The organism is Pontibacter virosus (assembly GCF_003096355.1).
In the GTDB taxonomy this organism is placed as follows: Bacteria; Bacteroidota; Bacteroidia; order Cytophagales; family Hymenobacteraceae; genus Pontibacter; species Pontibacter virosus.
In genome coordinates this window covers 46652-66581 of record NZ_QEKI01000002.1, presented here as the reverse complement: position 1 = coordinate 66581, position 19930 = coordinate 46652, and the positions used below count along the sequence as shown (strand labels likewise).

Here is a 19930-nt window from a genome sequence, read left to right as displayed (position 1 = left end):
TATCAATCATTCAAGACTCACTAAATCACTAACTCACTCAATATGTTGATTCGCATCGTCCGCATGACCTTTCAGCCAGAAAAGACAGATGATTTTCTGGAGATTTTCCGCAATTCGAAAGACAAGATCAAGGCTTTTGAGGGCTGCAACCATGTAGAGTTGTTGCAGGACCTCAACCACCCGAATATCTACAGCACCTACAGCCTTTGGGACTCCGAGGAGCACCTCAACAACTACCGCGACTCCGAACTATTCGGTCAGGTATGGAAAGCCACCAAAGCCCTTTTTGCCGACAAGCCGCAGGCTTGGTCGCACCGGTCGGTGCAGGTATAGGCAGGTACCGGCATAGAATTAAAGGTTTGCAATCAGCAATTCCTTTACCTTTGCTACGTATACTGTTTACTTTATACCTGCTAACCGAACACTGCGAACTATGAATTACTTCGAGTTATACCATATACCTGAGAGTTTTTTGCCGGACGAGAAAGCGATCAAGCGTCGCTATTACGAGCTGAGCCGCGAGTACCACCCGGACTTCTATGCCAACGAGGACCTGGGTACCCAACAGAAGATCCTGGAGCTATCCACGCTTAACACCAACGCCTACCGCACCCTCAGTGATTCTGACCTGCGCATGCAGTATATTCTGAAGGAACACGGCCTATTGGATGAAGGTGGCAAAAATGAGATTCCCGGCGATTTTCTGATGGAGATGATGGAGATCAACGAGGAACTGATGGAGCTGGAGTTCGACTTTGATGCAGCCAAGCTGCACGAAATAGGAGAGAAGAGCACGGGCACGATGGCGCAGCTGGAAAACGACATATTGCCGGTGCTGCAGCGATACCCTGAGCTTCATGGAGTTACCAAAGAAGAGGCCCTGGAGGAGGTTAAAACCTACTATCTGAAGAAAAAATATTTGTTGCGTATTCAGGAAACTTTATCTAAGTTTGCAACCCGTTCCTGATAGTCGATCAGGTAGGATTAATGCCTTGGTGGCGGAATTGGTAGACGCGTTGGTCTCAAACACCAATGAGGTTACACTCGTGCCGGTTCGACTCCGGCCCAAGGTACAATTAAATGAAAAGGCCCTGTAGATGATGAATCTGCAGGGCCTTTTTTGTTTTCGGGGATGGTGTAGGGGACGGAATATTTTATTTTAGAACTCCATCTTTAGCGCCTATAAAAAATAAAAGATATATTTATTCTTCCTATTGATTATTGATATGCTGAAGATAATTCTCTTGACCTCAAACATTATAGCTTTAATGGCTAGTATACTTTGGATGATCTTTGATTTTGGGTATGAGCCCGTAATATCTACTCTAGTATTAATTGCTGGTCTGGTCGGATTTATCAAAACCGAGACACCAAAAGAAGAGAGAGCAAAGACAGCTCAAAATCAAAGAGGGGGGAATAATTCAAAGAATTATCAAGCAGGCAGAGATATTAAACTTTAGAGATATGTTTGAAAAACAGGGACAAAACTCTGGTGATAATTCACAGAACCTCCAAGCTGGTAGGGATATCATTTACCAAGGCCTTTCCTATTCTGAAACCAAAGAGGTTGTAAGAGAAGAAGCACAAAAAGTTTTCAAAAGTAATAGCTTGGTATTAGCGGAAGAGGCTTATAAAATAGTTATCTCTAGATCCGAAGAGCTACTCGAAAGTTTCTTAAAAAAACTAGAAGATAGAGAACCTGAGTCTATCAATTCAATGAAAGATCCAGGTATGCAGTATTCTCTTTTTAATGCACAGAAAGAGTATGCTAAGACTGGAGATAAAAGCTTAGCTGAACTTCTGGAAGATATTCTTGTCGAAAGAGCCCAAATCCCTAATAGAAACTTGCAGCAAATAGTTTTAGATGAATGCATAAGCGTTGCGCCCAAGTTAACAGCTGATCAGTTTGATGCTCTTTCTTTGATATTTATTACCAAGTATTCATTTTATAGCAATATATCTAGCCTTAAAGATTTAGTAACATACATCGAATCTAACCTAATGCCATTTATATCCGGGTTAGTCGATAACAGCTCCCGATATCAACACTTAGAATTTACAGGATGTGGATCAATAACTTTAAATACATTACCAATCGAAAATGTGTTTCTAAATAGTTATTTCGGTTTGTTCTCTAAGGGTTTCACTATTGAAGAGATCGAAAAACATAATTTGCTTACCGACGCTACTAGAGGATTGATAGTTCCTTGCATTAATTATCCCGATAAGTTTCAAGTCTATCCTGCTACTGATAAGTACTTAGAAATTATTCTTTCTATGGCAAAGGTTCCTGAGCAAGAAATAGTCAATTTGATTAGATTTAGCAGAAGCAATTTAATGAGTGGAAGCGAAGTCAAGCAGTTATTAATCAACGCCTATCCTCCATTTGAAGAGTTTATTAGTAGGTGGAATAAATCTTCTGTTAAAAACATGTCACTAACTAGCGTTGGTATTGCTATTGCTCATGCTAACATTTCTCGTAAAACAAAACTTAAGTATAATCTTGATAATTGGATAAATTAGTAGCTAAATCTCTATAGCAAAAAGAGGAAGCATAATAGCCTCCCTATTTTGTTATTAATGATCTACCTCTAAAATCGCGGAGTTCTCCTCGCAACTCGGACAATAGACAATAAAATCTATTGATTCTTGAACTCCAGATTCATCCCAATGCTGTTGTTCCTCTTTCGGTAGCTCATCATACTCAAACTTATCTCTAGGCCTTCCGCATTTCCTGCAATTATTAAACTGCATTTCAAATAGCTCATGTACGCACATTGGACGTGCTATTCTAGGCTGATAATTGTTATTCTGGTTGTTCTGCTTTTTTCTATTTCTTGATACTGGCATATTCTTATTGATTTAAGTTCTTTAGTGTTTGTCTATTCTTATTCTCAAGTCTGTCATAAAACCTTATTGTCGTCTTGTCTAGGGGGATAAGGTAAAGCGTACAGAACTCTAGGGGTACTTCTTTTATCTCATCTTGCTTTAGCCTCTGTAAACCTTCTAAAAAGTCGTAATCAGTATAGAAGTCGGTATAGAGAGCAGAGATTGATTTAGAGCAATTCCATACCCAGCATCTCAACTCAGCTTTATTCTTAGTGACGTACTTGGTGAGATAAATACCTACTTTCAATAACCTGCCCAAGTGCAACAAAGTATGAAAAGACTCCAGCAGGTATAGAGTACTTAAGCAGCAACTATAAATTCAGGGACCAAGGCAAGCACACATGCTACAGAACCCGCTAGATGTAGATCCAACCGTAGATGTCATTCTGAAAGTATGCAGCGGTATCTTCTGGTCACTGACGTACCTGCTCATCCTGCGGCGGGGCTTTGTCGACAAAACCTATGGCATGCCGGTGGTTGCGCTTTGTGCGAACCTCTCCTGGGAGTTCATCTTCTCTTTCGTGCACCCGCACAGCAAGCCGCAGCTTTACATTGATTACGCCTGGCTCGCCCTGGATGTGGGAATTCTGATCCAGTACCTGAGGTATGGAAGAAAGGAATTTCCGGAGCATCTGCCCGGCCGGCTTTTTTACCCCGCCTTTCTGCTCACCCTGCTCTTGTCCTTTCTATTTATTTTGCTGATGTCGCGGGAGTTTGACGACCTGAACGGGGTGTACGCGGCCTTCAGCCAGAACCTACTGATGTCCGTTCTCTTCATCCACCTGCTCCTGAGGCGAAACAGTCACGCCGGGCAGTCGCTCTACATTGCGCTGTGCAAGATGGTCGGCACCGTTTTTCCTTCTGTGCTGCTCTACCTCTACTTTCCCGGATCCAACTTCCTGATCCTGTTGTATGTGAGCATCTTTGTTTTCGACATGGTCTACCTGTTGCTGCTATACTTCAAGATCAGGGCGGCAGGCATCAGTCCCTGGGCCAGGGTATAAAGCATCAATTAGCCTTTGGCATAAGCGGATGTCTGTGCTATAGTAAGCAGTTGTAAGCAATTACAGTTGGGTTACCTGCAGAACTTAATGACCTCCGGCGAAGCAAAGTGAGCCTGGATTTCTGTAAAGAGCATAAGCAGGAAGTATAAATTCTTTTCTGAATCAGATTTATACCTTAAAAATGCCTTTACCTGTAATAGACAAGCTTTACGCGTTGAAAACTTCAGCTTACCTGTTCCAAAAAGCCAAAGCTCCAATATCTGATTTTTTATATATATAAAATTTATGTATTTTGTAGTACTTTTTAGGTTGCCAATAGATCTGCGGTAAAGTTTGTATGCAGATTTCCTGTCTGCCTGCATTCAAACTTAACCTGTTCTCTATGAAATACATGCTGCTCTCAGTCCTGTTCCTGTTCTTGTTTTTTATTCCGGAAATGAAGGCTCAAAGCCAGAAAGGGGAATTAAAAGGCCTTCTCCTTGATGAAGCAACCAAAGGAGCTCTCCCTTACGCCACAGTCGCCGTTTATACAGCTGCAGACACAGTCATGGTAACATACAGAATGAGTGACGAGAAAGGCAGCTTCCGTGTACCTGGTCTCCCGCTGGACCAGCAGCTCCGGGTAGTGATCACCATGATGGGCTTTAAGGTATACAGAAAAGAATTCAAGCTTACACCGGAACAGGCATCCCTCGACCTTGGTGTCATCAACATGGAGCAGTCGTCTAACCTGCTTAATGAAGTGCTGATTGTCGCCGAAATTCCCCCGGTTCTGGTCAGGAACGACACACTTGAATTTAATGCCTCCTCCTTCAAAACTCTACCCACCGCGTTAGTGGAAGACCTGTTGCGCAAATTGCCAGGTGTTACGGTCGATCAGGAGGGCAACATCATGGTGAATGGCAAGTCGGTACAGAAGATACTCGTAGATGGGAAAGAGTTCTTTGGCAGCGACCCTAAAATAGCCACACGCAACCTGCCGGCAAATGTGATCGACAAAGTACAGGTAATGAACGACCCGGAAGCACTACGCCGCGACCCGGATATGCCTTATATGGAAATTCCGCAGGTAATTAACCTGACCTTTAAAAAGGGAATTAAGAAAGGGCTTTTCGGCAAAGTTTATGGCGGTGCAGGCACAAAAGAAAGATATGAAGTGGGGGGTATTGTCAATATGTTCCGCGACACGTCGCAGGTGAGTATAATTGGGTTTTCGAATAACCTGAACAGGGCCGGCTTTGACTTTGCCGACATCAGGAGGATAGGAGGTTTTGCCCGTAGCGGCTTTAACAGTATTGGCATGAATACGAATGGAGGAATCTCGGTTAACGGGATTTCTTTTGGAGGTATGGGCCAGGGTATACAACAGTCTTCGGGTGGGGGCGCCAACTTTAATACGGTAACAAAACGGGGCACTAAAATAAACCTGCAGTACTTTTTTGGCGACAGCAGAGAAGATCTGAACCAGGTGGTTAATTCAGAGCAGTTTCTGAAAAGCGACACCCTCAACAGCCGTAGAAACAGACAGCAAATCAGCAGAAGCGAAAGCCACCGCATCGGCGGTAAGATAGAGTGGAAACTCGGCCCCCTTACTACCTTAAGTATAAATCCAAGTGTTCAATTCTCTTACCAGAACGCCAACCAAAACGTTTATACGAATACCTTCCGGAACAATGGAAACCGACTGAATGAAAGTACCAACGAAGAAAATATAAGCGGAGAGGGCATGGGCTTTGGGAACATCCTTAGTTTCGAACGCAACTTCGAAAAGAAAGGAAGGCGACTGTCACTATTCAGCAGAATGAACCAGTATGCTTTGTTACAGGACCAGATTAACGAAGCGGAAAACATTTTTTACCAGCCCGACCCAACCGCAACGCTGCTTGATCAGTTGCGAGATACCGATCAGAACGACTTCGAGGTATACAATACGCTCTCGTACACGGAGCCTCTTAACAAGGCCGTAAGCGCTACCTTCACGCTAAATTCAGAGTATTTCAACAATGACAATGTGTTAGCCACGTACCTGGCAGATCCTGAAACCGGAGAGTATGATACGATTGTGCCGGGGCTGTCGAACGGGCTCGATAGAAGCGGATGGCGAAACTACCTTACCTCAGGTCTTAGATGGAAGATTAAGGATGTAACGCTTCAGCCTGGTCTGCGCTTCACTGCATTAAACATCAACAACAGGTTTCAGATTATCCCAGACATTAAGCAGAACTACTTTTATGTATTTCCTAACCTCAATGTAGACTGGAAGCAATTTAATTTAAGCTATAATGTAAATCTGCAGGAGCCCATGGCGACCCAACTGCAACCCGTAGTGGATAATACAAACCCGCTGTTTATTTCTTATGGGAACCCATCGCTGAAGCCCACGGTAGCCAATACGCTTAGCATGAACTACAGAAAATTCGACAACAAGAAATCTATCAACTATAATGCTAACGTGTACGGCACTGTTCGTAACAATTTCATAACCAGAGCCCGAACAATTGATGAAAACGGTGTACAGACTAGTAGACCTGTTAACACAGACGGTAACTGGATGCTGAATGGAAGCGGAGGTTTGATGAAAGACTTTAAGTATGACAAGAATAAGTTTTCGATCGGAGCCAACATGCTGGTTAGCTATGATAGATCACTTGTATTGTTAAACGGTTCTCAAAGCTTCAGCCAGAGCTGGAGTTTCAGACCTAGAATGGAAGGCAGGGTGAACCTGGATGATAAGCTGGAATTGAGCCAATCCTTTGATGTGAGCCACAGACGTAGTACTTACGAAAATAATGCCTTTAATGACTTGAGCATCAGCACCCGAACCTCCAGATCGGAGATCGTGGTGCGAATGCCGAAAAGAATTGTTTGGGAAGCTACTTTCGACTACTGGTATAACTCCAACGTGGCGCCTGGCCTGCAGAACAGTTATGGCAGGCTGAACGCAGGAGTTATCTTCCTGTTCATGAAAGACGACCGTGCCCAACTTAAACTATCGGTTTATGATCTGTTAGACCAGAATATTTCAGCTAACAGGCTTATAAGAGAAAACCTGATCGAGGATTATCAGACCGAAATGTTAACGCGGCACGGCATGCTTACTTTTACCTACAACATCCGCAACTTTGGCGGCAAAGTTGGCGGTAGACAAAACTCCCTTTTCCGGTTTTAAGGTAAATAGCAATCTCCAGCTAAAACATCAAATTAAAAATCCTGCAAAATTATCTTTTGCAGGATTTTTAATTTGATGTTATAAAGGAATGAACGTGCTGCAGCTTAAACTTCCAAAAGCCTCGAGTTCTACACCCAAACCATCCCATTTAAAATTTTGAACGTACTAAGTACCTTTGATTGCAATCCGATTTCTTTATATTTAAACCCTGTTTTCACTTTGTCTGAAAAAGAGAAGTGGGACAAACAAAATCTAAACTAACACAAAACGAATGGCGACAGGACTACTCGCACTTTTGGATGATGTGGCGGCGCTGGTGAAAGTCAGTGCGGCGACCCTGGATGATGTGCCCACGCAGGTGGCAAAAACAACCGGCAAGGTGTCCGGCATCGTGATCGACGACACGGCCGTGACGCCCAAGTATGTGGTGGGCCTCGACCCGAAACGCGAACTCTCCATCATCTACCAGATCGCCAAAAAGTCACTGATCAACAAAGCAATCTTTCTGGGGCCGGCCGCGCTGGTGCTTGGTTATTTTGCGCCAGCGGTTATACCTTATCTCCTTATGCTGGGAGGCGCCTACCTGTGCTTCGAGGGCTATGAAAAAGTGCACTCCATGTTCAGCAAAAGCCACGAGCCGACCGATGAACCCACCGAGGAAATGGCAGTGATCACCCCGGAGGAGCTGGAGAAAGAGCGGGTGGGCAGTGCCGTGCGAACAGACTTTATACTTTCGGCCGAGATCATGGCCATTGCCTACGCCACGGTGGCCGGCAGCCCACTGGTGAACCAGATCGTGGTGCTGATGACGGTAGCAGTTTTCATTACCATAGCCGTGTACGGCTTTGTGGCCCTGATCGTGAAAGCCGATGACATTGGCGTGCACATGGCGCAGGACAAATTTCATCCGACCACTCAAAAGATCGGGCGCGGCATTGTGAAGTCCATGCCTACGTTCCTAGTGATACTGGGGTATGTGGGCACAGCGGCCATGCTGTGGGTGGGAGCCGAGATCATCGCACACGGCCTGCACCTTCCGCTGGAGGTGATTGAAGGTCCTTTTGCTGATATACCTGCCCTGGCCTGGTTTGTAAAAGTGCTGGTGCTGGCCCTGGGTGGTTTGCTGCTCGGCGCTATCATCGCGCAGGTGATCAACCTAGGGAAAAGGATGTTTAGCAAACCAGCTGAAAAGGTGGCCCACTAATATACCTGATGCATCAGAAACAGAAAAGGTCGCCTCGTTTCAGGCGACCTTTTCTGTTTATAGGATGTACCGTAATTCTGCTTAAGCTTTGGCAGTTTTGATGAACCCTTTCTTCTGTTGACCCTCAACTAAAATGTTCTTCTTCTTCGGCTTTTTCTTTTTATTCCACCACACCATAAAACCGGTGATCGGGAGGCTGGCGCAGATCAGGCTGATGAAGAAGGCCAGGATCTTACCCGGCATACCCCACACAATGCCCACGTGCATGTCGTAGTTCAGCATTACCAGTTGGTCTGCCAGACTGGCCTCTGAGTACCTGTCGCCCTGCACGCGGTATAGCTCCAACGTATGCTGGTCGTAGTAATATTCGTTGCGATTGTACCACGAGCCGAAATCCTGGTAAGCGGTGAGCTCTATCGCATCTTCTTCGTCTTCCAGAATCGGTGTCATGTACCAACCCTGTGCGTCCGGCTCCAGGGCCAGCGTCTTGTACCAGGCTTTGTCGAGCATCGAAACGGTATCATCGGCAAACATACCTGCCTTGGTAACATCGGAGTGCGGGTGGTGGTGTCCGGGTTTCTCTTCACCGCCTGAGGTGAGGTAGTACAAACCGTTTCCAAACCACTCAAAGCTCCAGACCAAGCCGGTTACGGCCAGCACGAAAGCCAGGACCAGACTATAAAATCCCACCACATTATGCAGATCGTAGTTCACCCGCTTAAACTTGCCGTTCCATTTGATCTTGAAGCTCTTGTCGATTCCGGACTTGTTCCACTTCTTAGGCCACCACATCACCAGCCCTGAAAACAGCAGCAGCACAAAAATCAGCGTGGCTATACCTACTACCGGGCGACCGATTTCGTAAGGCAGCCACAAGGCCCGGTGTCCGTCTATGATAAAGTGAAAGAAGTCAAATTCGCCTTTCCCCTCCGTTTGCTTCTGTAAAAACTCCCCGGTGTAGGGGTTAATGAAGATAGCTGTAAAGTCTTCCTCCCCATTGCTACCCATGTAGCCGACAGCCGCTGCGCCTTCTTTGTTGCTGTAGGTAAGGCCGGTTGGCTTTTGGCCGGGCATGTAGGCCTGGGCCGTGTCCAGCAACTGGCTGGGCGGTACAAAGGGTTTGTTTTGGGCCTCCACAAAGCGCCAGGGCTCCAGAGCGTCTTTTATATCCTGCTGAAAAACATAGATACACCCCGTGATGCTTACAATGAACACCACAATGCCAGAAGCAAGGCCCATCCAAAGATGTAGCCAGTCATTAATTCGTCTGAATGTGCTTTTGCTGCTGTTTTTACTGCTTTTCATCTTAATCGGGGTACTTAAAGAGAATTGCCCGCTCCAACAGAGGCTGTTGGAGCGGGCAGGATAATCAGGTATAAATTAAAGCTTGGAGATGCCTGCCACAAAGTTGGCCTCTACTTCAGCTCCTTTGGTTGCGGTGTTGGTTTCGGTGTCTATTCTGTATACAAAGATGCCGTCGCCTTCCGGTATGGCCATGTACACATATTTGCCGTCCTGCACGGCTGCCAGGCGGCGTCCGTTACCTGCGTGCTCAGGCAGTCCGTTGATGTACGTTACCGTTTTGCTGTTCAGGTCGATGATCGCTGTCCTCAGAGGGCCGTCCGACCATCTGGCCTGCTGGCTGTTGTCAGCTGAGTTTACTTCTGCCAGCGCTTTTCCATTGCCCAGGTATTTCAGGTGCGCAATGTTTTTGCCGCCGGTTACCTGCTCTACATCAAAGAAATAACTCTGATCGAAGATCGTCTCGCCGCTCTTGATGCGCAGAATGCCTCCTTTGTTGGTAGTTTGGCTGTAGCCGTTCGCCGGGTTGGAGTGCGACAGGGCGTACACATCGCCGCGCTCGTCTTTGATCAGGCCTGACTTGGTGTTGAAACCGCCGATCGGGCCGGTGCGGTTATCCTCGATCACTTTCTGGAATTCCAGTCCCGGGTAAGAATATACTGCTATCTGGGCCTTGTCCGTGTGCGGTGTTGCAAACGTGTTTGGGTCGCTGATGTAGTAGCTCAGGTATAGGTGGTTGCCGCTGATGGTCATGCCGGAATAAGACGGAGCCGACAGGTTGGTGATATCAGACACGCGGTGCTGTTTGGTGCTGCTCACCGATACGGTTCCACTGTTGATGGTATGGAACTTCACCATGTCAGAAGTTGAGGCCATTTCGAGGGCCACCAGCTTGCTGTCATCAGCCTTCACGATGTCAGAAAGGCTGTTTGGGAAAGAAACGTTGCCAACCTGCTTCAGCTCGCCCGTCTCGGTTTTAGAGATGCCTACCACGTTCACGTCATCCAGACCACCGATGCTGTATATGGTATTGTCGATCTGTGTGAAGTCAAAGTAACCGGGCTGCTCTATTCCTTTTCCTTTGGCTGACAGGCTACCGCTCATCACATCGCGGAATGGAACGGTGTAGTACGTAAAGCCGCCATCGCTCCCCTGAATGGCGAGTGACACCACAAAAGAGCTGTCAGCGTCTGGTGTCGGGTTGTCTTCTTTGCTGTCACAGGAGGTAAACAGTAGGGCTGAGCAGAGGCTCAGGACAGGTAATGCCAGCTTGCTGGTGTGTTTCATTGAGAACATATGAGTTGCTTGAATTTAATTTATAGTTAAAGAACGTATCGAAATTTCAGGTAAAAGGCGCGGCCGGGCTTCTGCAGATAGTATTTATCGTAAAGCATGGCGTCAGTCAGGTTTCTGCACTCTATCGCGAAGTTGTACTTGCCCTCGCGGAAACCGGCGGAAAGCTCCAGGTTATGCGAAGACTGTGTGGGGATCACTTTCTTAGTATCCCGGGAGCCCAGCTCTGCCCAACTCAGGAAGTACTGCTCCACATAGTTGTAATAGTAGTTGAGGTTCCAGACAGACTCCGGCAGAACTACATTGCGGAAGGTAAGGCCGGCATTCGCGTTACCGAACATGTAAGGGATGTTGGGCAGTCGGAAGCCTTTCTGGAAGTTGCGCTGATAGCCGGAGTTGGTGTAGGACTCATTGTAAATGACATCAGCCTGATCGGTAATATCCTGGAAGGTGAAGTTCCCGCCCAGCCGCAGCATGTCGCGCCATTGGTACTTCAGGCTGCCTTCCACGCCCAGCGTTCGCGTTTGGCTCAGGTTGTCGTAGTAGGTCTCCGGAGTGGCAACCCTTACCACCTGGTAAATAAGGTCTTCTGCATCCCGGTAAATGAAACTGCTCTCCAGGTTAAACTGGTGGTCGTTGCCTAGCTTGAAACCATAAGCTGCCCCGGCATTGAAGTTGTTGCTCTGTTCCGGTCCCAGGTCGGGGTTTGGCAAGATAAAGAGGCCGTCTCCAAAGACTTCGGTGGCCCAGGGCATGCGGTTAGTGCGCTCGTAGGAGGCCTTCAGCTGCAGGTCCGGGAGCAGGAAATAGGTAGTCGCCAGGCCGTAGCCAAAATTATTCTTACTGGTCTCCAGCGCTTCAATGCGTTGTGTTTCGAGTGCAAAGTCGTACTCTTTGCTTGTTTTAGCGTGCAGGAGATAGAACTTGCTGAAAAGCGTGGTGCTCCATCTTTCAGTAGGGTCAAACTTATAGGCAAGTCCCAGCACCTGCTTGTTGAGTGACCTCGGAAACTGATTCTCGATCCGGTCCGGGTTCTCGGCATCGAAGGTCTCACGGCGAAAAAACGACAGGGCATAGTTAAACGCCAACGAGTGCATCGGACTAAGGACGTAGCCAGCATTCAGCTGGCTGTTGAAATCGTTGTCGTCGAAGGTGGTATAGGTGCGCCTCAGTTCCCCGTTATTGGAGCCCGGCGTGTAAGTGGCCTCGCCCAGCCAGTTGTATGTCACGCCACGCAGGGTATCGATTACCTCGCTTTTGGTGATGTTGTAGGCGCTGTACAGGCTGACGTTCAGGCCTTCGAGTAAGAAGTTGTCTTTGCTATACCTGAGGGTAGGCACCACGGACTGGCTGTTTCGGATAATGCCGCCATACACACTGTTCATGGTCGCGCCCGTCTGCACCTGCTTGTCGTTGCCAGAGGCGATTACCCCAAAAAGCAGATTGTCAGCATACTTTTTATTTACCCAGCCTGTTTCCAGCTTTACTGTAGCGGAGCGGTAGCGGTCATGGAAGCGCTCCACCTCAGTTGTGTCGATGATGTTGCTGCCTTCTTTAATCGGAACCAGTACCCGGTAGTTGTTATCAGAGTAGTTGTAGTTTACATTGCCCCGGAAGGTATAGCCGTTAGCCGGATTAGTATAGGCACCGTTCAGCGACAGGCGGTGCGTGTTAAAAGAACCGATGGAGTAGGAGGCGTCCAGGAAATTGGCTTTGCGGTTGGTGATGATGTTCACGGCGCCACCCAGTGCATCGGTGCCCAGCCATACCGGTACCACACCTTTGTATACCTCAATCCGGTCGATGGTGTTGACAGGTATGTCGCTCATCTGAAGCGAAGAACCGAAGTTGTCCATCGGGATGCCGTCGAGGAAGAATTTTACCTGATCGCCCGAAAAACCGTTGAGGGTGAAGCTCAGGTTAGAGCCCAGGCCGCCTTCTTCCATTACCCGCACCCCCGACACCCTGTTCAGCACTTCTTTGGCGTCAGACGTGCTGTTTTGCAATTCTCTGGTAGAGATGGCGGTCACTGCATAAGGCTGCTCGTTTACCTCACGGGTAGCTGACTTGCCTATGATCTCGACGCCCTTCATCTCAAAAGACTTTTCGCGCAGGCTTACGTTTACCTCCAGCTTTTGGGAAGCCTTGAGGCTGATGCTCCTTTGCTCCGTTTCGAAGCCGATAAAGCTGAGCAGCAAGGTATAGTCGCCCGGGGTAAGGCCCGTCAACTCGAAATGCCCTGCAGCATCGGTCACGGTGCCGCGCTTTGCCTCCTGCAACACCACGCTTACACCAGTCAGGGCCTCGCCTGAAGCTGTCTGCACTTTCCCTACCACACTGGCTCTATCTGCCTCCTGGGCCCAGGCCGTATAATCCAGGCACATGAGTGCCAGCATGCTTACAAACGACCCGATGACTTTGATGAACTGCTGCAATGCCTGATGCTATTTAGAATCATTTTAAATTAAGGCAAAGCTATGACAGAAATCTTAACAGTCAAAATTATTTAGACCAATTCTAAATGAACGGCCTGAAAGCATAACTAAATTTTAGGTAAGCAAAGCTTCGGCATTTAGCTTCGTTCTATTGTGTAGTGGTTGGCGACTTCCGTTACTAGCTTCAGGATGTTCTTGAGCACGGGGCTGTTATCGCTTCTCCGCCAGGTTACATAGAGGTTCGTTCTGTAGGGCAGCGTAATGAAGCGCACGTTGGGCAAGGCGCTGAACGAGTAAGAGTAGGGCAGAATCGTAACGCCCAGTCCTTTGGACACCAGGCCCAGCACCATGCCTCCGAAGTCGGTTTCGATGCGCACGTCCGGCGTGATGCGGTAATCCTCGAAGATCTGGCGAAGGCCTGCGGTATAATAGGTTGTTTGCGCCAAGTTCGATAAGATGAACTTGTCATTTTCCAGGTCATGCATACCTGTGAAGTTCGCTTCGGTGAGGCGGTGGCTTTGCGGCACGACAAGCGCATAAGGCTCCGAGTAAAGGAACTCCGACTGCAGGGCGGGATTTTCGGCAGGGTCGCGCCGGAAGGCCATGTCCATCTGGTAGTTGAGCAGCAGCTGCTCAAAGCTAATGTCGGTCGGCTCCACCAGGTCCACTTTGAGTTCGGGCAGGGCTTTGGAAATGCTGGTAATCAGGTCGGGCATGAAGCCATAGGCGATAGAACCCGGATAGCCGATCCGGACGGTGCCGAATGCTCCCTCATGTATTTTGCGCGCCTGCAGGTGCACCCGGTTTATCTCATCGAGCAGCGGCGTCCACTGGTCCCGCAGAAAGGCACCCGCTTCAGTCAGCTTCACACTCCGCTTGTTTCGCTCGAAAAGCAGCACGCCCAGTTCATTTTCCAGCGCTTTGATCTGCCGGCTAAGGGCAGACTGTGTGATGAACATACGCTCGGCCGTGTTCCAGAAGTGCAGCTCCCGGGCCAGTGCCAGGAAATACTTGATCTGCTGTAGCTCCATCGCTGTGATTCGTTTTTTGCATTAGTCAAGCGAATAAAAGCATTTCCAAGCCCATTTACACCTGTTTACTTTGCAATTATCAATTAATGTGAATTAAACTATGGCTATACTACGCAAATACATGGGAGAGGCTGTCGGTTGGGGAGGTGCCTTTTTTTCGCTTGCGGCCTTTAGCCTGAACTGCATGGGGCTCACGCATGGGCAGTCGGTGGAGTACCTGGGTATGAACATCGTCGGGTGTTTGCTCCTGATCTTTTACGGCCTGACCAAGAAAGCGCATGCCAGCTATGTGCTGAACACGATATTTCTGCTTGTCGCCGTCATCGCGCTGGTCAGAGCTTACTTTCTGCAGGTATAGACTGGCTTCTTTAAAGCCAGAACTACCCATGCTCCCCGGAGCACACGATCCCTGCAGCTGAAAAGCTGCAGGGATTTTTTATGCCGATAGAATAACGTCTGGTAGCCCGCCCGCCCTGCCTTCTGCCTCTGATGAACTCCTTTGGTTATTAGTGTTGTGTATTGATTAACAATGGTTTATAAGCGTAAAATAAAGGTATGGTAACCTGATTTTTTTTCAATCCTGAGGCAACCCTTTTAAGAGTTAGTCCGTGATGGGAGCGCAAATTCTGGAACAGTGAGCAAAACAGAAGGCAAAGTATTGGACGTGCTGCTCGGCCAGTGTCTGAAACAGGACCGCGGGGCGCAGAGAGAGCTGTACCGGCTCTTCTTCGGCTACGCTATGAGTGTTTGTATCCGCTACTCTCAGAACGCAGAAGAAGCGAAAGATGTGCTGAACGACGGGTTTATGAAAGTGTTTACCAGGCTAAAGCAGTATCATCCGCCCAAGCCATTCAAAGGCTGGGTACGGCGGATCATGATCAACACGGCGCTGGACAATTACCGACACAACCTGAAGAACTATCACCTGCAGGACATTGACAAAGCAGAGCCGGCGACTGATCCTTTTGATGTGGAACAGCAGCTTAATTACGAATACCTGATCTCACTGGTGCAACAGCTGTCGCCCGCCTACCGGGCTGTATTCAACCTGTATGCGATAGACGGCTATACCCACGAAGAGATAGCAGAGATGCTGGGTATAGCAGTTGGCACGTCGAAATCGAACCTGGCCAAAGCGAGGGCAAATTTGCGGGAGGCATTACAAAGTAGCAAAATCGATGAGCACAAACAATATGTCTGACGAGGAGCTGGACCGCCTGTTCAGGAAATCAGCCGAGCAGTACGACCCTCCCTTTGATGAAGGGGCGTGGAAGGCGATGGAGCGAAAACTGGACGGGCCGCAGAGCGGATGGGCAGGTGTAAAACGTTTGCTGCCTGTCGTGCTACTGGCCTTGTTGGTGACGGTGGGCACCGTTTGGAAGTTCATAGACCGTGATACTCCATTTATGGAAACCGCTGATATACCTGCAGAACAAGCATCGGAGCGGGAGCCAGGGAGCCCTGCTATACCTGATCAAGGCAAGAATATGGAGTCTACTGCCTTACCGGGATCTGATTCACCTGTTGCGCCTTACGCGGCTGTGCAGTCAGGTTCTGGTGCAGTAGCCCACCTCGCAGATAAACCTATGCAGCACCACAGTGCTATACCTGAGCGCATGGCTGGTCCTATACCTGCCAGCAGGGGTGCAGCTATAGAAGAGCCACTGCAAACAGTCGCGACCCTGATGCCACTGACTCAACCGGAGCCACCCCGGTCTGCTGTCGGTATAAGCCTGCAGGAAGTTGAAAAGCCTATACCTGTTGCGACCCCTGTGCCGGTTGATAGTGACCAGTCTAGGGAGGGGAAGGAGCGAATTTTTCTGCGGCGTGTCAGGGTGTCGCTCGTTGTAGCCCCAGATATCACCACCGTGCGCTTCAGGGATCCGGATGCGGTGAGCGCCAATGCGGGTGTGCTGTTCAGTGTGCCCATCACCAGGAGGCTAAGTCTGGTGTCGGGTGCGGTGTGGGCAAACAAACTGTACAAGGCCACGCCCGCAGACTACCAGCCCTCCCCGGACTACTGGGACGGCAAGCGCCACCCGGATGTGATCTCGGCGCAATGCAGGGTGCTCGATATACCCGTGAACGTGCAGTACCAGGTACTGGGCTGGGGCCGGAACGCGCTCACCGTGCAGGCGGGGCTATCCAGCTACCTGATGCTTAATGAAGAATATACCTATACCTACCACTACAGTGGCAGAGAGCCTTACAGCAAAACCCAGGAGTTCTCGAATCAGAACAAACATTGGTTCGGGGTTCAGAATTTGGCTGTCGGGTATGCGCGCCAACTGTCTCCCGCCATCACGATCGGAGCCGAGCCTTTTGTCAAGATACCGCTAGCAACTATTGGCGAAGGGCGCGTGAAACTCACCAGTGCGGGCGTGTTTTTTACGGCCAGCTATACCATTAGATAACACCGTCAAATTTTTGAGGGAATCTAACGCACCACGATATGACACAGCTGCGGCTGCGTCAGGAAGAACCTCTATGCTTTTACTTTTTGAATCACTTCACTTTAATTTTTAATGAAGATGAAAACCTATCGAATCAATTTTGGAATACTGCTTGGCGCACTGCTGAGCCTGTCGTTTGTGCTAACCGGCTGTGACGACGACGATGACACTACTGTTATACCTGACGCTGAGATCGTGACCCTCAACGAGGTGGCACTGACCGGTGCTGCCGAGGCACCGCCTGTCAATACACAAGCGACAGGCACTTTCCGGGGTACTTATAACATGGACACCAAAGTGATCAACTACACGGTTACTTTCCAGAATATCTCTCCCACTGCCATGCACTTTCACAAGGGCGCAGTAGGTGTATCCGGACCGATCACGGTGCCAATTAATCCTGGCTCTGACCCTTACTCAAGCGATAACCCTTACATAAGTCCACTGGTAAGCTCCACTCCTCCACTCACAGATGCGCAGGAGGCAGAGCTGCTGGCAGGCGAATGGTACATCAACATTCACAGCAGCCAGTATCCTAATGGCGAGCTGAGAGGCCAGATTACCAGGTAGGCCAATGGTATAGGTGTCGGGCTGTACTGCTCACTGGCAGCCTGGCGCCTATTCCGCCTTCCCTGACGGTACAACTACTTAAATTGACTTTTTTTTATTCAGTTTTGACAGTTTTTTGTTAAATTTAAAGAAATTAAGACCAGCGGCTTTTTTGTCATATGGAAAACCGCAAATCAGTAAGAGGCTTTTCTATATGATTGAGATCCAAGATAATCTGCTCAAAGACTTGGAAGCTGTAAAGCAAATCCCCATTGTACCCAACATGCTTGAAACTGTCTGTCAGCTGACGGGCATGGGCTTTTCCGCCGTCGCTCGCGTAACCGAGGACAGGTGGCTTGCCTGCAGCGTACTTGACCAGGTGCAGTTTGGGTTAAAAGAAGGCGGCGAGTTGGAGATTGCGACAACCCTTTGCAACGAGATCAGAGATCATCGGCAGCCCATCGTGATCGACAATGTAGCGGAAGACCCGATTTACAAGGAGCATCATACTCCCAGGATCTATGGCCTCAAAAGCTATATTTCTGTTCCCATCATCCTCAAAGATGGTACTTTTTTCGGAACGCTCTGCGCCATAGACCCAAAGCCTGCGAAGGTTAACAACCCCGAGGTGATCAGCACTTTTAAGATGTTTGCAGATCTGCTGGCCTTCCATTTACAAAGTATGAGTATACTGGAGCGAAGCTACCAGGCAAACCTGGACTTACAGCGCAAAAACAGTGTGCTGCGTAACGCCAATTTTGATCTGGATAGCTTTGTGTATACCGCTTCACACGATCTGAAGTCTCCGATCGCCAACATCGAAGGCCTCATTTCTATTCTCTCAGATGCTGTTTTGAAGGAGGAACTGGACCGGGAGGAGATCAAGCAGATCACCAGTATGATGAAAGTGTCGCTCAACCGCTTCTCGACTACGATCAGAGATCTGACCACCATCGTGGAGATTGAGAAAACTGAGGAAGCCGACGAGCCGGTGACCCTCGATCTGTTCGAGATCGTGGAATCTGTGAAGGAGGACCTGCAAAACCTGATCACGGAGTCCGATGCCCAGATACAGGTTGTGGCGACAGACAGCCGTTTGGCAGGCTTTGCGCTAAAAAATATCAAAAGCATTATCAATAACCTGATCAGCAACGCCATCAAATACCGCTCACCTGACAGAGCGCCTCTCATAACTATCAGGCTGGAGAAACGTGACGGCAGATCATACCTGTCGGTACAAGACAACGGGCTAGGCATTCCGTCCAGTAAGAAGGACGGTATCTTCACCATGTTCAAACGCTTTCACGACCACGTGGAGGGCAGCGGCATTGGGCTCTACATTGTCAAAAGAATGGTGGATAATGTGCAGGGAGAAATCAAGGTAGAAAGTGTTTTGCACGAGGGCACCACCTTTACGATCATTTTTGGGTAAGTCCGTTCAGGACTTTAGCACACGAAAGCTTAAAAAAGACAGGGGCCTGGATGAAAATCCAGGCCCCTGTCTTTTGTTTCGGAGTTAAGCTCGGCTAGCTGCCTAGGTTCGGCAGAATCACTTTGTCGATTACATGCACCACACCGTTGGTGGCCTGCACGTCCAGCAAAGAAGGAATCAGGTTGGCAACTCTGCCCTGTGTGTCGGTGAGGGTAAGGTTGCTGGTGTTCACGGAGAACGTGTCGCCGTTTACGGTACCCACTGCGCCTGAGCTCAGGTCAGATGAATACACGCGACCTTCTACAACATGGTATAGCAGTATTTGTCTGAGCACATCGTCTGGCACTGCGTCCAGACTGGCAAAACCAAGCTCACCCAAAGCAGCTTCGAAGGCTTGGTTTGTTGGAGCAAACACTGTGTAGGGGCCACCAGTGGCCAGTGTTTCGGCCAGACCGGCTTTTATAACTGCCTGCACCAGAATCGAAAACTCAGGATCGAAGCTGAGAGCCAGCTCTACCAGGTTTTGGGTTGGTGGCATCAGCACCTTGTCGATCACATGAATCACGCCATTCAGCGCACGGGCATCGGCCAGTATCACATTGGCATCATTTACCTGAACACCGCCATTTAAAGAGACTTTTACAGCAGCACCATTGAGTGTAGGCACGTAGCCAGCCGTTAGGTCAGTAGAATATACCTTTCCTTCAATGGCGTGGTAAAGCAGTATTTCCTTCAAATTAGGCACATTACCGATGTTGTTCGGATAGAGTCCCAGTTCGGCAAAGGCCTCGTCTGAAGGCGCAAAAAGTGTCAGTTCATTTTTAGCAACAGTGGAAGTAAGTCCTGTTTTCGCCAGGGCAACTAACAGTGTGCTAAAGGTAGGCCTACGCTCGTTTTTTTTGCGGGCGTTCGCGTTCGCAGGCGCTTTGCCCTTCATCATTTCAGTTGATTGCAGTACCGTCAGTATATCTTCTGAAGAGGAGAGAAGATCGGTCTCTGGTTGGGCATCGTCTTGTTTGTCGCACGCTGAAAAGACGAAGAGCATTGCCAGCAGGAAAGCCAGTGATCCCAGCTTATTCCTGAAAAAGGAGAATGTTGACATTTTTTTCATGTTTTGATTTTTTTAAGTGAGCGTTATATTATTTACTGAACTCAACCAGTAGTTTTGT

Annotated in this window: 17 protein-coding genes and 1 tRNA gene; 13 read left to right on the top strand and 5 right to left on the bottom strand. The window is 48.6% G+C overall.

All coding sequences use genetic code 11. From position 1 onward, the window contains the following. The first annotated feature begins 42 nt into the window (after nucleotides 1-42). From C8E01_RS03340 to C8E01_RS03290, 8 genes are all read left to right on the top strand, one after another. Nucleotides 43-333, top strand: coding sequence for a putative quinol monooxygenase (locus C8E01_RS03340; protein WP_116541949.1), 291 nt, complete (start codon nucleotides 43-45; stop codon nucleotides 331-333). A gap of 100 nt (nucleotides 334-433) precedes the next feature. After that, nucleotides 434-967: a Fe-S protein assembly co-chaperone HscB gene (gene hscB, locus C8E01_RS03335; RefSeq protein WP_116541948.1), complete on the top strand. Its 534-nt coding sequence runs from the start codon at nucleotides 434-436 to the stop codon at nucleotides 965-967. A 22-nt stretch (nucleotides 968-989) separates the two neighbouring features. Continuing rightward, a tRNA-Leu gene (locus tag C8E01_RS03330) sits at nucleotides 990-1073 on the top strand. Nucleotides 1074-1268: 195 nt separating this feature from the next. Continuing rightward, a complete protein-coding gene (locus C8E01_RS03325; RefSeq protein WP_116542295.1) occupies nucleotides 1269-1460 on the top strand; it encodes a hypothetical protein in 192 nt (63 codons plus the stop codon). A gap of 4 nt (nucleotides 1461-1464) precedes the next feature. Then, on the top strand, nucleotides 1465-2523 hold the full coding sequence (locus tag C8E01_RS03320) for an LPO_1073/Vpar_1526 family protein (protein ID WP_116541947.1): 1059 nt from the start codon (nucleotides 1465-1467) through the stop codon (nucleotides 2521-2523). A gap of 707 nt (nucleotides 2524-3230) precedes the next feature. After that, nucleotides 3231-3893: a transmembrane-type terpene cyclase gene (locus tag C8E01_RS03305; protein WP_116541944.1), complete on the top strand. Its 663-nt coding sequence runs from the start codon at nucleotides 3231-3233 to the stop codon at nucleotides 3891-3893. 382 nt (nucleotides 3894-4275) lie between these two features. Next, nucleotides 4276-7062, top strand: coding sequence for an outer membrane beta-barrel protein (locus tag C8E01_RS03295; RefSeq protein ID WP_165820551.1), 2787 nt, complete (start codon nucleotides 4276-4278; stop codon nucleotides 7060-7062). 271 nt (nucleotides 7063-7333) lie between these two features. Next, nucleotides 7334-8266, top strand: a complete 933-nt coding sequence (locus tag C8E01_RS03290) for a DUF808 domain-containing protein (protein ID WP_116541941.1) — start codon at nucleotides 7334-7336, stop codon at nucleotides 8264-8266. Nucleotides 8267-8347: 81 nt separating this feature from the next. On the opposite strand, the gene C8E01_RS03285 is transcribed toward C8E01_RS03290, so the two are convergent. The 4 genes from C8E01_RS03285 to C8E01_RS03270 all read right to left on the bottom strand — a co-directional run bounded on the left by C8E01_RS03285 (nucleotide 8348) and on the right by C8E01_RS03270 (nucleotide 14327). Continuing rightward, entirely contained in the window at nucleotides 8348-9571 is a 1224-nt protein-coding gene (locus tag C8E01_RS03285) for a PepSY-associated TM helix domain-containing protein (protein ID WP_116541940.1), read from the bottom strand. Between the two features lie 75 nt (nucleotides 9572-9646). Beyond that, entirely contained in the window at nucleotides 9647-10864 is a 1218-nt protein-coding gene (locus C8E01_RS03280; RefSeq protein ID WP_116541939.1) for a DUF4374 domain-containing protein, read from the bottom strand. 26 nt (nucleotides 10865-10890) lie between these two features. Continuing rightward, nucleotides 10891-13296, bottom strand: coding sequence for a TonB-dependent receptor (locus C8E01_RS03275; RefSeq protein WP_116541938.1), 2406 nt, complete (start codon nucleotides 13294-13296; stop codon nucleotides 10891-10893). A 137-nt stretch (nucleotides 13297-13433) separates the two neighbouring features. After that, nucleotides 13434-14327 carry a LysR family transcriptional regulator gene (locus C8E01_RS03270; protein WP_116541937.1) on the bottom strand — a complete coding sequence of 298 codons (894 nt, stop codon included), beginning with the start codon at nucleotides 14325-14327 and terminating at the stop codon, nucleotides 13434-13436. A gap of 100 nt (nucleotides 14328-14427) precedes the next feature. Between C8E01_RS03270 and C8E01_RS03265 the strand changes: the two genes are divergently transcribed. The 5 genes from C8E01_RS03265 (at nucleotide 14428) to C8E01_RS03245 (ending at nucleotide 18761) form a co-directional block, all read left to right on the top strand. Next, nucleotides 14428-14685 carry a CBU_0592 family membrane protein gene (locus C8E01_RS03265; protein ID WP_116541936.1) on the top strand — a complete coding sequence of 86 codons (258 nt, stop codon included), beginning with the start codon at nucleotides 14428-14430 and terminating at the stop codon, nucleotides 14683-14685. 276 nt (nucleotides 14686-14961) lie between these two features. Continuing rightward, entirely contained in the window at nucleotides 14962-15528 is a 567-nt protein-coding gene (locus C8E01_RS03260; protein WP_116541935.1) for an RNA polymerase sigma factor, read from the top strand. After that, entirely contained in the window at nucleotides 15506-16741 is a 1236-nt protein-coding gene (locus tag C8E01_RS03255; RefSeq protein ID WP_133242710.1) for a hypothetical protein, read from the top strand. Before C8E01_RS03260 ends, C8E01_RS03255 begins: the two co-directional genes overlap by 23 nt. A 117-nt stretch (nucleotides 16742-16858) precedes the next feature. Next, the gene (locus tag C8E01_RS03250; RefSeq protein ID WP_165820550.1) at nucleotides 16859-17350 is read left to right on the top strand and encodes a CHRD domain-containing protein; all 492 of its coding nucleotides are present in this window, start codon (nucleotides 16859-16861) and stop codon (nucleotides 17348-17350) included. A 193-nt stretch (nucleotides 17351-17543) separates the two neighbouring features. Then, nucleotides 17544-18761 carry a sensor histidine kinase gene (locus tag C8E01_RS03245; RefSeq protein ID WP_116541932.1) on the top strand — a complete coding sequence of 406 codons (1218 nt, stop codon included), beginning with the start codon at nucleotides 17544-17546 and terminating at the stop codon, nucleotides 18759-18761. A 94-nt stretch (nucleotides 18762-18855) separates the two neighbouring features. Here the strand turns inward: C8E01_RS03245 and C8E01_RS03240 are convergent, their stop codons facing one another. Then, the gene (locus C8E01_RS03240; RefSeq protein WP_116541931.1) at nucleotides 18856-19872 is read right to left on the bottom strand and encodes a fasciclin domain-containing protein; all 1017 of its coding nucleotides are present in this window, start codon (nucleotides 19870-19872) and stop codon (nucleotides 18856-18858) included. Nucleotides 19873-19930: the final 58 nt, after the last annotated feature.